Genomic DNA, 14327 nt, shown 5'->3' with positions numbered 1-14327 from the left:
CATGACCTCCATCCCCACACCTTCCGGCGTCTGGACGCTGCGCCTCGGTGGCATCAGCCTGCTGCTGCATCGGCGCAGTTGGTTGATGTTCACCCTGCTCGTGCTGGTGCTGCTGGGCTTGACCGTACTGGCGACCAGCCTTGGCAGCGGCCATCTCGGCGTGCGCGACGTCATCGCCACCCTCACCGGAAACGGCAGCAAGCTGCAGGAAATCATGGTCTTCAAGATTCGCCTGCCGCGGGTCGCCGCCGCGATCATCGCCGGGCTGGCCATGGGCATGGCCGGCTGCCTGATCCAGACCCTGGTACGCAACCGCCTGGCGACACCGGACATGATCGGGGTGAACGAGGGCGCCTCGCTGGCTGTGGTCGTCTTCGCCCTCTACCTGACCCTCGGCAACTGGCCATGGTGGGCGTCGCCACTCGGAGCCGCACTGGCGGCCGCCGCACTCTTCGCCCTGTGCCGACGTCCCGGCGAGCAGGGCTACCTGTTCATCGTCATCGGCATTGCGCTGTCGGAACTGCTCGGTGCCCTCGGCGACTTCGCCATGTCGACGCAACCCCTCGCTCACTTGGGCAGCATCTACCTGTGGACCATGGGCCACTTCGCCGGTGTCAGCTATCAGACGGTCAAGCCCGTCGCACTGCTGCTGTTGCTGCTCTGCCCGCTGATGGCGCTGGTCAATCGGCCGCTGGCGCTGCTGCGCTTCGGCGACGCCACGGCGCAGAACCTCGGGGTGAAGGTGCCGCTGGCCCAGCTCGGCGTGCTCGCCCTGGCAATCGTGGTGGCCGCGCTGGGTACGGCGATCGGCGGGCCGGTGGTGTTCATCGCCATGGCCGCACCGATCCTCGCCTCCTGGCTGGCCCGCGACAACCTCGCCCCGCTGTGGCTGTCGGCGCTGTGCGGCGCGGTATTGCTGCTCGGCAGCGACACCCTGGTGCGGGTGCTCGCCCAGCCCGAGGAAATCCCCACCGGCATCATGACGCGGCTGCTCGGCGGCATCCTGCTGCTCGGCCTGCTGCTCAAGGACAGACGAGGAGCTGACTGATGACTGCCCTGCGCGCGGAAAACCTGCACTTCGCCTATCAGGACAAGGTCGTGCTCGACAATGTCTCGTTCAGCCTGCCCAGAGGCAAGCTGATCGGTATCGTCGGCCCCAATGGCAGCGGCAAATCCACGCTGCTCAAACTGCTCGCCCGCCAGCTGCCGCTGCAACGCGGCACCGTGGAGATCCACGGCAAGCCGCTGCTGGGCTACTCGCTCAAGGCGCTGGCGCGGGAGCTGGCCTTTCTGCCGCAACGGCCGGTGCTGGCCGAAGGCATCCGCGTGGAACAGCTGGTGCAGTACGGCCGCCATCCGCACCAGGGCTGGTTCAACCAGTGGAGCGCGGAAGACGCCCGCCAGGTTGCACGCGCCCGCGAGGTGATGCAGCTCGATGCGATCTGGCAACGCAGCGCCGCCTCGCTCTCGGGTGGCCAGGCGCAACGGGCCTGGCTCGGCATGATCCTGGCGCAGAACACCGACCTGATCCTGCTCGACGAACCCACCAGCGCGCTGGACATCGGCCACCAGGCCGAGGTGATGGAAGCCGTGCACCAGATCGCCGCGGCCGGGCGCACGGTGCTGATCGTGATCCATGACCTCGGCGTGGCCGCCCGTTACTGCGATGAGCTGATCGCCCTGGCCGACGGCCGGGTGCAGGCCATCGGCCCGGCGCGGCAGGTGATGACCAAGGCCCTGGTCGACCGCCTTTACGACACCGACGTCGACATCCTTCCGGCCCCCGGCGACGGCGCGCCGGTGATCGTGCCGCGCCGCCGTACCCGTGCCCTCCAGCAACCCACTCTCCGAGAACACCCCGAAACGGAAGGTATGCAATGACCCTCAAGACCCCACGTCACCTGGCCGCCGCTCTGCTGGCCAGCCTGCTCGCCCTGCCCGCCCTGGCCGATACGCGCCAGGTGAGCGATGCCATGGGCAACACCGTCAACGTGCCGGAAACGCCGAAGCGGGTGATCACCCTCAGCGAAATCGATCTGGATACCGCACTCGCCCTTGGCGTCATCCCGGTCGGCACCATCAACGGCCGCGGCCAGGCTGCACCGCCGCGCTACCTCGAAGGCAAGCTGCCGGCGGACGTCCCGGCGGTCGGCGATCTGGACAATCCGAATCTGGAAACCCTGCTCGAACTGGAGCCCGATCTGATCCTCACCGGCCCGGTAAAGCCGGAGCAGCTGGCGATCCTCAACGAGATCGCACCGACCGTGATCACCTACAGTTGGGGTCGCCCCTGGCAGGAAACCATGCAGCGCACCGCACAGATCCTGAACAAGAACGCCGAAGCCAACGCCGTGCTGGACCGCTACCGCGCTCGCGTCGAACAGGCGCGCGAGCGGCTGAGCACGCATCAGGGCGAAACCCTCAGCATCGTGCGCTGGAATCCCAAGGGCCCCTCGTACATGTTCAAGGACGCCTTCGCCAGCACGGTCATCGAAGACCTCGGCCTGAGCCGCCCCGCCCATCAGCAGGACCCGGGTCACACCCACTCGATGGCACTGAGCCTGGAGTCCTTGGAACTGCTGGATGCCGACTGGCTGGTGATCGGCACCCTGACTACCAGCGGCGAGGCGGTCGAGGCCATGCGTCAGGCCGAACAGACCCCGGCGTTCCGCCAGCTCTCGGCGCTGCAGAGCAAACGCTTCGGCGCTGTCGACGGCTCGCTGTGGACGTCCGTCGGCGGTCCGCTGGCGGCACTGCAGGTGATCAAGGACGTCGAGCGCTTGCTCGGCAAGGCCGATGCAGAGCGGGTCACAAGGGACTGACTCGACCCAGCGTCAGGCCGAAAACAGCAGCGCCTTGAGCCCGCTCTCGGGGCTGATGTCGGGAAACTCCGGCGGGTTTTCCAGGCGTTGCTCGAAGCGCAGCTGCGGCGCCTCGGCAGCCATGCCCTGGATCAGGAAGTCCGCGCCGATATCCGGGTCGTTCACACAGGCCAGCACCTGGCCGCCGGCATTCAGCAGTTCCGGCAGCTTGCGCAGGATCTTCTGGTAATCGCGGGTCAGGGCGAAGCTGCCCTTCTGGAAGGACGGCGGGTCGATGATGATCAGGTCATAGGGCCCGAGCCTGCGCACCTTGCCCCAGGATTTGAACAGCTCGTGGCCGAGAAAGCTGACGCGGCTGAGATCATGACCATTGAGGCGATGGTTCTCCCGCCCACGGGTCAACGCCGCGCTAGCCATGTCCAGGTTGACCACATGCTCGGCGCCACCAGCGATCGCCGCGACGGAGAAGCCGCAGGTGTAGGCGAACAGGTTGAGCACCCGCTTGCCCTGCGCCTGTTCCTGCACCCAGCGTCGGCCGTAGCGCATGTCGAGAAACAGACCGTTGTTCTGCTTTCGCCCGAGATCGAGCTTGTAGCGCAGGCCGTTCTCGCTGATCTGCCACTCGGCGGGCACATCGCCCAGCAACGCTTCGGTCGGCGCATCCGGCAGATAGCGATGCTGCAGCAGCAAGCGCTGCGCCTGACTCTGCTGCCAGGCCGGGGATTCGGTCAGCGCCATGAGCATCTGCCCTAGCGCCGCCCGTTCCGCCTCGCCGGGATCACGGAACAGCGCCACCAGCACCACACCCTGCAGCCAGTCGACGGTGAGTTGTTCGAGCCCCGGATAGCAGCGGCCGCGGCCGTGAAACAACCGCCGCGTCTCGTCGGGCACGTTGGCCAACGCGTCGAGCAGGTGATCTTGCAGGGTGGTGAGGTGTTCGGGCGTCATGGGCGGGCATCGTCGGCAGCGTGGCCGCGCATTCTAAACGCAGCCGCCGCCGACGCCAGGCTTCAGATATCCAGGCAGATCTTGCCGAAGTGCTGGTTGGTTTCCTGATAGCGGAACGCCTCGACGATATCGTCCACGGCGAAGTGCTTGTCGATCACCGGGCGGATGCCGTTGGCGTCGATGGCGCGGATCATGTCCTGCTGCTGAGCGCGACTGCCGACCAGCACACCCTGCAGACGCAACTGGCGCACCAGTGCCGGTACCAGCGGCAGTTCGCCGGCAACGCCGGTGAGAATGCCGATCACCGAGATATGCCCGCCGATGCGTGCCGCGACCATCGATTGCTCCAGCGTTGCCGGCCCACCGACTTCGATCACGTGGTCGACCCCACGGCCATCGGTGAGCTGGCGCACCGTCTCACCCCAGGCCGGCGTGCTGCGGTAGTTGATCAGGTGATCGGCGCCCATTTCGCGCAGGCGCTCCAGCTTGGCGTCGCTGGACGAGGTGGCGATGACCGTGGCACCGGCCATCTTGGCGAACTGCAGGGCAAAGATGGAAACGCCGCCGGTGCCCTGGATCAGCACGCTGTCGCCGGGCTTGAGCTTGCCGTCGGCCATCAGCGCACGCCAGGCCGTGAGGCCGGCGGTGGTCAGGGTCGATGCCTCGGCATGGCTGTAACCCTTGGGTGCATGGGTGAACGAGGTGGCGCGGGCGGTGACCATTTCCCGTGCGTAACCGTCGACGCCATCGCCCGGCACCGTGGCGAAACCCTCGATCAGCGGCTCACCGGCCAGCCAGTCGGGGAAGAAGGTACTGACCACCGCATCGCCGACCACAAATTCGGTCACGCCTGCACCCACCGCCACCACTTCACCGGCACCATCGGCCATGGGAATGCGCGGCTCGCTCGGCCCCCACATGCCGCTGACCACCGCGAAGTCGTGATAGTTGAGCGAGTTCGCGCGCAGGCGCACGCTGATCTCGCCGGCGCCGGGCGTGGCGGCCTCGCTGGTGCCGACGACGACCCGGTCGTAGCCGCCACCGGGCTGCACGAATATGGCTTTATGGCTCATGGCGTTCTCCTCTGCTAATGGAATGACCTGCATGGGAGCGGACGGCAACGACATCGTTCTACCTGCCAAAGCCTGCTGCGCATCGCTGCACGAGCGCCGCTCGAATGCGCCACAGCATAGCCAATCCGCCATCGACGTGGCTGCCGCGAACTTACGTCCTTTAGTACCGTCGAAAGCGCGTCCGCCAATACCTACGGCTTGCTTGCAACCTGCCGTACACGATGATCCAGTGCCGTCCCGGAACCGCAATCTCATGCTCGAGCTTCGCCATCGCCCCCAACAGCTGACTACTCCACGCCTGCGCACAGCCATCGCCGTAGCCCTGCTGACCATCACCGCGCCTGCCCTGGCCGCCCTGTCGGACAGCGAAATGGCTGCCCGCGACGCCGGGAACAAGCGCCTGACCGCTGAGCTCATGGCCAAGCCGAACGACCTGACGCAGCCGCTGGAGAGCAAGTACAACCACGTCATCACCTACGGCCAGTCGCTGGCATCGGCGGCCGAAGGCTGGCCGGCGCTGTCCGTCGCGCCGCGTTACGACAACCTGATGCTCGGCGATTCCCCGCGATCGGCCGCCTTCAGCGGTGCAACGTTCAAACCGGTCGGTGACGCCGCGTTCACACCGCTGCGCGCCGTGGTGCAGCAGAAGAGCAATGCGGCGGTGCTGCTAGACGCGGAAAAGGTCGCCAAACTCGACCCGAAGGCGCAGGAGGAAGGCGAATCTGTGGAAGTCGGCGCGCTGAACATGGCGCGGCGGCTGTATCTGCATCACTTGGGTCGTGACACCGACCCCGATCACCTGCTCGTCGCCAGCAACGCGTCGACCTCCGGCCGCTCCGTCGCACAGCTGTCGAAAAGCGGCGGCACCAACGAGTATCGCCGTGTGACCCAGGCCGTCGACCAGGCCAAGGCACTGGCCGACGCGCAGCAGGCCAGTTACAGCATCAGCGCGTTCTTCTGGCTGCAGGGCGAGTTCGACTATTCCCACACCAACGGCGGCAAGAACGACAAGGATTACTACAAGGCCAAACTGCGCCAGCTGCGTGACGACCTCTACGCCGACACCGCCAAGGCCATCGCCGGGCAGGAAAAGATGCCCGCCTTCTTCAGCTACCAGACCGACGCCAAGTCCTCGGTCAAGGACGGCTCGCTGGCCATCGGCATGGCGCAGTGGGAACTGGCCCAGGAAGAACCCGGCTGGTACCTGGTCGGACCGGTCTACCCCTACACCGACAAGGGCGTGCACCTATCGGCGAACGGCTATCGCTGGTTCGGCCAGATGCTCGGCAAGGTCTACCACCACGTCGTCGTCGAGCGTAAAGGCTGGACCCCACTCGCACCGCGCCAGGCCACGCTGGACGGCCGCGATGTACTGATCGACTTCCTCGTGCCGCACCCGCCCCTGGCGTTCGACCAGCCCTACATCGGCCACCAGGCCCGCGATGTGAAGGACAAGGGTTTCGTGCTGCGTGACGACCAGGGCGAAGTGCCCATCGACGCTGTCGACATCGTCGCCGATACCATCGTGCGCCTGCGCGCCGGTCGCGACCTCAGCGGCCAGCCACGCATCAGCTACGCCAGCCACCAGGTCGGCGGCGCCGGCCAGCTACGCGACAGCGACCCGATGCGCGCCGACGCCACCTACGAATACCTGCCCGACCTCATGCCTGCCGAGGCCAACATCAAGGCACTGGTGCACCAGCCCTACCCGCTGCACAACTGGAGCATCGCCTTCGATATTGCCGCTGAAAAAGGCACGCCGGCACAACAGCCGGTCAGCGAGTAACACCTCGGCGCCGGTCACACCGGCGCTTCGATCCCCAGCACGCGCATGCGCCGGTACACCGTCGGGCGCGACACGCCAAGCTCCCGCGCGACGGCGCTGACGTTCCAGCGATGCCGCCGCAGCTGCTCGCGCAGAGCCGTCGCCGACTCGGGTTCGGCCGCAGCTGCCGACTGACGACAGCGCGCCAGAATCGGTGGCAGGCATTCGTCCGGCAGATCCTGCACGGTGATCTCGTCACCCTCACAGGTCGCCAGCGCGTACTGCAGTACGTTGCGCAGCTCGCGGATGTTGCCCGGCCAGGGATAGGCCAGCAGCGCACTCATGGCATCGCCACGCAGGTGCGGATTGCCCGGCCGGCCCTCGGCGAGTTCGGCGAACACCCGCTCGATGAGAAAGCCCTTGTCGGCGCGCTCGCGCAGCGGTGGCAGCTTCAGCGAGGCCCCGTTCAGGCGGTAGAACAGGTCCTCGCGAAACGCCCCGCTTTCGACCATCTGCCGCAGGTCGCGGTGGCTGGCGGCCACCACGCGGATATCCACCTTCACCGGTTTCTCGGCGCCCAGCGGCATCACTTCCTGCTCGGCCAGCACCCGTAACAGCCGGGTCTGCAAGTGCAGCGGCATGTCGCCGATTTCATCGAGGAACAGCGTGCCGCCGTCGGCCTGCTGGATCAGCCCGCGCATGCCCTTGCTACGGGCGCCGGTAAAGGTGCCAGGGGCGTAGCCAAACAGCTCGCTTTCGATCAGCGACTCGGGCATGGCGCCGCAGTTGATCGCCACGAAAGGTTTGCTGCGCCGGCAACCGCTTTCGTGCAGCGCTTTGGCCAAGCGTTCCTTGCCGGTGCCGGTCTCGCCATTGAGCAGTACGTTCAGCGGCTCGCTGCATAGACGCTTGGCGCGGGCCAGCATCTTGCGCATCACCGGGTCATCGTCGGCCAGGGCATCGAGCGCGGCATGCCCACCGGGCGCGCTGCGTTCGGCCGGCTCCGGTGCACGGCGACGCGGCTCCATCAAGGCGGCGAAGAACAACTGGTGGCGATGGGTGCGAAAGGCGCGAACCTGGTCATGGCTGGCGTAGGGAATGCTCAGCACATCGCTCAGTTCGCAATCGAACAGTTGGTCGATCCGCGCCTGCGCCAGGGAGCCAAAGGGCCCCGGCATCATCAACCCGTGCTCGGACAGCAGACCGCGGGCGGCGGTGTTGCCGGCGAGCAACTCGCCATCGTCACCCAGCGCCAGCAGGTAGCGACGGTTGATCAGGACGAACTCGCGGGAACCGTCGAAACAGAGGATCGGCCGCTCGCGATAGACGCGCATGAAGTAGGCATCCTCAATCATCCGCGCGTACTGCTTGACCAGCTGCAGGGCGAAGGTCTGGGAATCCTTGGTCGGTGGTGAATGCAGCGCGGAGATATCCAGCACTGCCAGCAGCTGGCCGTGCGGGTTGAACATGGGCACCGCGGTGCAGGTGAGGTTGGTATGCCAGACGCTGAAATGATCCTGCTGGTGACAGGTGAGCGCCTGCTGCTCCTTGATGCAGGTGCCGACTGCGCAGGTGCCGGCATGGTCTTCGCCCCAGTCCGAACCGAGGAACAGGCCGGTCTTGCGATGCGCCTTTTCGTCTGCCGGGTCGCCGAGAAACTGCACTGCGATACCGCGGTTGTCGGTCAGCAGGATCACGTAACCCAGCTCAGCTATCTGCCGGTAGAGCTGCTCGACGCCGGCGCGGGCGACATTGATCAGCTCGTCGGCCTGATCCTGATGTTCGCGCAGCACCTGCCGCGGGACGAAGCGGGCTTCGGCAGGTCGCGCCGGATCCAGGCCGTAGTCGTGCACACAGCGGTGCCAGGAGCGCGCGATGATCGGATCACGATCACCGGGCAGGTGCGGCGCATTGGCCAGCGATAGCACCGCGTCGATATGGCTGACCGGACCGGATAGCAGATTCATGCCTCCTCCTCGAAGTGCTCGCGCCAGACCGAGCGCAGGCGACTCCAGTGAAACGCTTTATTGTTTTGCAATAAACGAAGGATAAACCATTGACCCGGACAGACCAGCCTGAACTTTAGAAGCACTTTGTCTATTCATATTGTTTGTCGCCGTACTGTAAAACGCTTTACAGCGCTTTACAGGTGTAACGCCTAAAGCACTTTACACATTAAACACCTAAGCATCGTAAAGTTACCAAAAAACCATATTTATCAATCTATTACCAACATCTGAAGCTCTCACTAAAAGTTGGCATGACAACTGCTCCTACTGTTTTGCGGAACAAACTCTTCGCATAACAAGATCGCCAGCATTCCGAGCACCACGGAACTGCCGGTAATAATCAGGAGCTATGTCATGCACGATTCAGCTCGCCCGCACGGCACGCTAAACCGGCGACGTTTTCTTTCCATTTCCGGCCAGTCCTTGCTGGCATTCAGCCTGTCGCAACTGATCCCGGTGAACCTGCTCGCCGAGGAACGCCTGCCAGACCTGCCCGATGGCCTTCTGCGCATGGGCCGTGACGTCTTTCCCCACGAATTCATCAGCGACCACCACTACGTGCAGCCCCTGCTCGGCCTGGTGGATGAACAGCCGGCCCTGGTCGCTCGCGGCCTTGACGAACTGCAGCAGCAGGCGCGCCAGGCCCATGGCTCGCCATTCGAACAACTCGACGAGGCCGAGCGGGTAGCCCTGCTGACCGACATCGAAAACACCCCCTTCTTCAAGGCCGTGCGCAGCAGCCTGATGTTCGGCCTGTACGACAACAAGGCGCTGTTCCCGCTGTTCGGCTACGAGGGTTCGTCCTGGGAGTACGGCGGCTACGTCAACCGCGGCTTCAACGACCTGAACTGGCTCTGAGCACCCGTGCAAACGGGATAACAACAAGAACAAGACGAGGAATACCCCATGGCAACTTTTGCCCAGGATGACGATGGCGTCGTGGTGATCATCGGCTCCGGTGCCGGCGGCGGGACGCTCGCCAACGCGCTGGCCAAGCAGAAGATTCGCAGCGTGGTGCTGGAAGCCGGCAAGCGCCACACGCTGGAGGACATCGAGAACGACGAGTGGGCGATGTTCAAGAAGATCTCCTGGCTCGACAAACGCCAGGCCGCCGGTGGCTGGCACCTGACCGAGAACAACCCGACCCTGCCCGCCTGGATCGTCAAGGGCGTCGGCGGCAGCACGGTGCACTGGGCCGGCATCGCCCTGCGCTTTCGTGACTTCGAATTCAAGATGCAGAGCATCAATGGCGACATCGCCGGCGCCAACCTGCTCGACTGGCCGGTGACGCTGGACGAGATGGCGCCCTGGTACGAGAAGGCCGAGAAGCACATGGGCGTGACCGGGCCGAGCACCGGCATGGCCTATCACCCGTGGCACAACTCCTTCAAGGTGCTGGCCACCGGCGCCAAACGGGTCGGCTACAAGGAGATCCTCTCCGGGCCGATGGCGATCAACACCGAGCCCTACGACGATCGCGCCGCCTGCCAGCAGCTCGGCTTCTGCATGCAGGGCTGCAAGATGGGCGCGAAGTGGTCGACGCTCTACACCGATATCCCCCGCGCCGAAGCCAGCGGCTACTGCGAAGTACGCCCGCAATCGATGGTGCTGCGCATCGAGCATGACGCCAAGGGTCGCGCCAATGCCGTGGTCTACGCCGATGCCGACGGCAACATCCAAAGGCAGAAGGCCCGGGTGGTCTGCGTGGCGGGCAACTCCATCGAGTCGCCGCGGCTATTGCTCAACTCCGCCTCGGCGATGTTCCCCGACGGGCTGGCCAACTCCTCCGGCCAGGTCGGGCGCAACTACATGACCCACACAACCGCCGGCATTTTCGCCGTGATGCCGAAGCCGGTGAACATGCACCGCGGCACCACCTGCGCCGGGGTGATCTCCGACGAGTCCTACAACGATCCGTCGCGCGGTTTCGTCGGCGGTTACCGGCTGGAAATCCTCGCCCTCGGCCTGCCCTTCCTCTCCGCCTTCCTTGACCCGACACCCAAGGGCTGGGGCAAGCAGTTCACCTCGCGGATGGAAAAGTACAACCACATGTCCGGCGTCTGGCTGTGCGGCGAAGACCTGCCGCTGGAGAACAACCGCATCACCCTGCATAACAGCGAAAAGGACCAGTACGGCCTGCCGATCCCGGTGGTGACCAAGAGCGATCACCCGATGGATGCCGCCATGCGCAAGCACGGCGTTGCCGCCACCGCCAGGTGCTACGAGGCCGCCGGCGCCACCGACATCATCGAGCTGCCGCCCTACCCGGCCAGCCACAACATGGGCACCAACCGCATGAGCGCCAAGGCGCGTGACGGCGTGGTGAACAAGTGGGGCCAGAGCCATGACATACCCAACCTGTTCGTCTCCGATGGCAGCCAGTTCACCACCAGCGGCGGCCAGAACCCCACCCTCACCATCGTCGCGCTGGCCCTGCGCCAGGCCGAGCAGATCGGCCGTCTGCTCAACGAACGCGCGATCTGACCCGCCACTACAAGGGAGCCCACCCATGACCCAGCCCAACAACTCGCAGCGCCTGTGGATGTACGAGCAGATGCTGACCAGCCGCTACATGGAGGAATCCATCGAGCGCATCTACATGGAAGGCAAGACGCCGGTGTTCAACATGGCCAAGGGGCCGATTCCCGGCGAGATGCACCTCTCCAACGGCCAGGAGCCCTGCGCCGTGGGTGTCTGCGCCCACCTCGAGGCTGCGGACATCGTCACCGCCACCCACCGCCCGCACCACATCGCCGTGGCCAAGGGCGTCGACCTCAACGAGATGATGGCCGAGATCTTCGGCAAGGCGACCGGCCTGTCTGGCGGCCGCGGCGGGCACATGCACCTGTTCGATGGCCGGGTGAACTTCTCCTGCTCGGGGATCATCGCCGAGGGCATGGGCCCGGCGGTCGGCGCGGCGCTGTCGCGGCAGATGCAGGGCAAGCCCGGCGTGGCCGTCTCCTTTATCGGCGAGGGCGCGGCCAACCAGGGCGCCTTCCACGAAACGCTGAACCTCGCCGCGCTGTGGAAGCTGCCGGTGGTGTTCGTCATCGAGGACAACGCCTGGGGCATCTCGGTGGCCAAGGCCAGCGCCACCTGCATCGCGCAGCACCACGTACGTGCGGCGGCCTACGGCATGCCCGGTGTGTTCGTCGAGAACAACGACCCGGACGGCGTGTTCCGCGCCGCCGGTGAAGCCATCGAGCGCGCCCGCGCCGGTGGCGGCCCGACCCTGATCGAGATCGAGACCTACCGCCTGGCCGGCCACTTCATGGGCGACGGCGAAACCTACCGCCCCGAGGGCGAGAAGGACGGCCTGATGAAGAAGGACCCGATCCCCGGTTACCGCCAACGCCTGATCGACGAAGGCGTGATGAGCGAAGCGCAGGCCGAAGACATCGCCGCACGCGCCCGCGGACGCATCGACGAGGCCGTGCAGTTCGCCCGCGAAAGCCCGTACCCGCGGCCGGAAGAGGCGCTGGAGCAGGTCTTCGTGTAGCGCAGGTCAGCCCCGAGGACCGCAGAAGCGAGCCCGCTCGCGAAACGCGGACACCAGCAGAACAACAAGAGGAACACCACCATGAACAGCCAAGCCACCATGACCGCCGCCGTCTGGCACGGCCGCAAGGACATCCGCCTGGAACAGGTCCCACTGCCCGGCGCGCCGCAACCGGGTTGGGTACAGATTCGCGTGCACTGGTGCGGCATCTGCGGTTCCGATCTGCACGAATACCTCGCCGGCCCGGTGTTCATTCCGGTGGATGCGCCGCACCCGCTCACCGGCATCAAGGGCCAGTGCATCCTCGGCCACGAGTTCTGCGGCGAGATCGTCGCCACCGGTGAAGGCGTCGAAGGCTACACGCCGGGCGACAAGGTCGCCGCCGATGCCTGCCAGCACTGCGGGCAGTGCCGTTTCTGCAAGACCGGCCAGTACAACCTCTGCGAGCAGCTGGCCTTCACCGGGTTGATGAACAACGGCGCCTTCGCCGAATTCGTCAACGTACCCGCCGAGCTACTCTACCGCCTGCCCGAAGGCTTTCCGCTGGAGGCCGGTGCGCTGATCGAGCCGCTGGCGGTGGGCATGCACGCGGTGAAGAAGGCCGGCAGCCTGCTTGGCGAAACCGTGGTGGTGGTCGGCGCCGGCACCATCGGCCTGTGCACCATCATGTGCGCAAAGGCCGCTGGCGCCGGCCAGGTGATCGCCCTGGAGATGTCCGCCGCGCGCAAGGCCAAGGCGCTGGAAGTCGGTGCCAACCGGGTCATAGACCCCAGTGAGTGCGACGCCATCGCCGAGATCAAGGCGCTCACCGGCGGCTACGGCGCCGGCGTCTCCTTCGAGTGCATCGGCCACAAGTCCACCGCCAAGCTCGCCATCGACGTGATCCGCAAGGCCGGTCGCTGCGTGATGGTCGGCATCTTCGAGGAACCCTCGGAGTTCAACTTCTTCGAGATCGTCGCTACCGAGAAACAAGTGATCGGCTCGCTCGCCTATGCCGGCGAATTCGCCGATGTCATCGCACTGATCACCGACGGGCGCATCGACGTCACCCCGCTGATCACCGGCCGCATCGGGCTGGACAACATCCTCGAACAGGGCTTCGAGGAGCTGGCCAACCACAAGGACCGCAACGTCAAGATCATCGTCAGCCCCGCCGCACTGGCCGGCTGAGCAGGAGAACCCCATGACCACAGCAGTAAAGGAAAGAAAGCTCACCGTCGCCCGCGCCATGGCCGAAGCCGTGGCCCAGGAGATGCGCCTGAACCCGAAGGTATTCGTGATGGGCGAGGACATCGGCCAGCTCGGCGGCGTGTTCGGCAACACCCGCGGGCTGTATGAGGAATTCGGCAAGACGCGCATCCGCGACACGCCGATCTCCGAAACCGCCTTTATCGGCGCCGCCGTGGGCGCCGCCTCGGACGGCATGCGGCCGATCGTCGAGCTGATGTTCGTCGACTTCTTCGGCGTCTGCATGGACGCCATCTACAACCTGATGGCCAAAAACACCTACTTCTCCGGCGGCAAGGTGCCGGTGCCCATGGTGCTGATGGCCTCCACCGGCGCCGGTTATTCGGACGCCGCCCAGCACTCGCAGTGCCTGTACGGCACCTTCGCCCACCTGCCGGGCATGAAGGTGGTGGTGCCGAGCAACGCCTACGACGCCAAGGGCCTGATGACCGCGGCGATTCGCGATGACAACCCGGTGGTCTACCTCTTTCACAAGGCGCTGCAGGGCATGGGCTGGCTGGGCACCGAGAAAGGCGCCACGGTGCCGGTGCCAGAGGAGTCCTATATCGTCGAGATCGGCAAGGCGAAGACCGTGCGCGAAGGCCGCGACGTCAGCCTGGTCAGCCTCGGCGCCGGTGTGCACCACGCCCTGCGCGCTGCTGCGACGCTTGAGAAGGACGGCGTCAGCGCCGAGGTCATCGACCTGCGCAGCCTGGTGCCGCTGGACCGCGAACATGTCATCGCCTCGGTACGCAAGACCGGCCGGCTGATCGTCATCGACGAGGACTATCACAGCTTCGGCGTCAGCGGCGAAATCATCGCCAGCGTCGTCGAGCACGACATCGGCATGCTCAAGGCGCGCCCGCAGCGGGTGGCCTTCCCCGACATCCCCATCCCCTTCACCCCGGTCATGGAGCAGTGGGCCCTGCCCAACGCGGACAAGATCGTGGCCGCCTACCACGCCATGCATAAGGAATGACGTTT

12 protein-coding genes are annotated in these 14327 nt (G+C 65.6%); 9 read left to right on the top strand and 3 right to left on the bottom strand.

Translation table 11 applies throughout. The annotated features are described in order from the left end of the window. Position 1: 1 nt before the first annotated feature. Genes LLJ08_RS06325 through LLJ08_RS06315 form a run of 3 tightly spaced genes read left to right on the top strand, consistent with a single transcriptional unit; the run spans position 2 to position 2822 of the window. Positions 2–1048 (top strand): FecCD family ABC transporter permease, encoded by a 1047-nt coding sequence (locus LLJ08_RS06325; RefSeq protein ID WP_228208499.1) that lies wholly within the window; start codon positions 2–4, stop codon positions 1046–1048. Beyond that, positions 1048–1881: an ABC transporter ATP-binding protein gene (locus tag LLJ08_RS06320; protein ID WP_228208498.1), complete on the top strand. Its 834-nt coding sequence runs from the start codon at positions 1048–1050 to the stop codon at positions 1879–1881. The genes LLJ08_RS06325 and LLJ08_RS06320 overlap by 1 nt, the downstream gene beginning before the upstream one ends. Beyond that, entirely contained in the window at positions 1878–2822 is a 945-nt protein-coding gene (locus tag LLJ08_RS06315; RefSeq protein ID WP_228208497.1) for an ABC transporter substrate-binding protein, read from the top strand. The genes LLJ08_RS06320 and LLJ08_RS06315 overlap by 4 nt, the downstream gene beginning before the upstream one ends. A gap of 12 nt (positions 2823–2834) precedes the next feature. Here the strand turns inward: LLJ08_RS06315 and LLJ08_RS06310 are convergent, their stop codons facing one another. Next, positions 2835–3770 carry a class I SAM-dependent methyltransferase gene (locus LLJ08_RS06310; RefSeq protein WP_228208496.1) on the bottom strand — a complete coding sequence of 312 codons (936 nt, stop codon included), beginning with the start codon at positions 3768–3770 and terminating at the stop codon, positions 2835–2837. Positions 3771–3832: 62 nt separating this feature from the next. Beyond that, complete coding sequence (locus LLJ08_RS06305; protein WP_228208495.1) at positions 3833–4843, bottom strand: zinc-dependent alcohol dehydrogenase family protein; 1011 nt, start codon at positions 4841–4843, stop codon at positions 3833–3835. Positions 4844–5096: 253 nt separating this feature from the next. Between LLJ08_RS06305 and LLJ08_RS06300 the strand changes: the two genes are divergently transcribed. Continuing rightward, a complete protein-coding gene (locus LLJ08_RS06300) occupies positions 5097–6629 on the top strand; it encodes a phosphate ABC transporter substrate-binding protein (protein WP_228208494.1) in 1533 nt (510 codons plus the stop codon). Positions 6630–6643: 14 nt separating this feature from the next. Here the strand turns inward: LLJ08_RS06300 and LLJ08_RS06295 are convergent, their stop codons facing one another. Continuing rightward, positions 6644–8575 (bottom strand): sigma-54-dependent Fis family transcriptional regulator, encoded by a 1932-nt coding sequence (locus LLJ08_RS06295; protein WP_228208493.1) that lies wholly within the window; start codon positions 8573–8575, stop codon positions 6644–6646. Between the two features lie 396 nt (positions 8576–8971). On the opposite strand from LLJ08_RS06295, the gene LLJ08_RS06290 reads away from it, so the two are divergent. The 5 genes from LLJ08_RS06290 to LLJ08_RS06270 all read left to right on the top strand — a co-directional run bounded on the left by LLJ08_RS06290 (position 8972) and on the right by LLJ08_RS06270 (position 14322). Next, complete coding sequence (locus LLJ08_RS06290) at positions 8972–9475, top strand: gluconate 2-dehydrogenase subunit 3 family protein (RefSeq protein WP_104098641.1); 504 nt, start codon at positions 8972–8974, stop codon at positions 9473–9475. Between the two features lie 48 nt (positions 9476–9523). Further along, positions 9524–11101, top strand: a complete 1578-nt coding sequence (locus tag LLJ08_RS06285; RefSeq protein ID WP_228208492.1) for a GMC family oxidoreductase — start codon at positions 9524–9526, stop codon at positions 11099–11101. A gap of 25 nt (positions 11102–11126) precedes the next feature. Beyond that, on the top strand, positions 11127–12116 hold the full coding sequence (locus LLJ08_RS06280; protein ID WP_228208491.1) for a thiamine pyrophosphate-dependent dehydrogenase E1 component subunit alpha: 990 nt from the start codon (positions 11127–11129) through the stop codon (positions 12114–12116). Between the two features lie 99 nt (positions 12117–12215). Continuing rightward, positions 12216–13286 (top strand): 2,3-butanediol dehydrogenase, encoded by a 1071-nt coding sequence (locus LLJ08_RS06275; RefSeq protein ID WP_228208904.1) that lies wholly within the window; start codon positions 12216–12218, stop codon positions 13284–13286. Between the two features lie 13 nt (positions 13287–13299). Beyond that, positions 13300–14322, top strand: a complete 1023-nt coding sequence (locus LLJ08_RS06270) for an alpha-ketoacid dehydrogenase subunit beta (protein WP_228208490.1) — start codon at positions 13300–13302, stop codon at positions 14320–14322. Positions 14323–14327: the final 5 nt, after the last annotated feature.

The organism is Stutzerimonas chloritidismutans (assembly GCF_020783375.1).
GTDB classification, from domain to species: domain Bacteria; phylum Pseudomonadota; class Gammaproteobacteria; order Pseudomonadales; family Pseudomonadaceae; genus Stutzerimonas; species Stutzerimonas kunmingensis.
The sequence above is the reverse complement of the archived record's forward strand: the minus strand, read 5'-3'. Positions and strand labels throughout refer to the sequence as shown.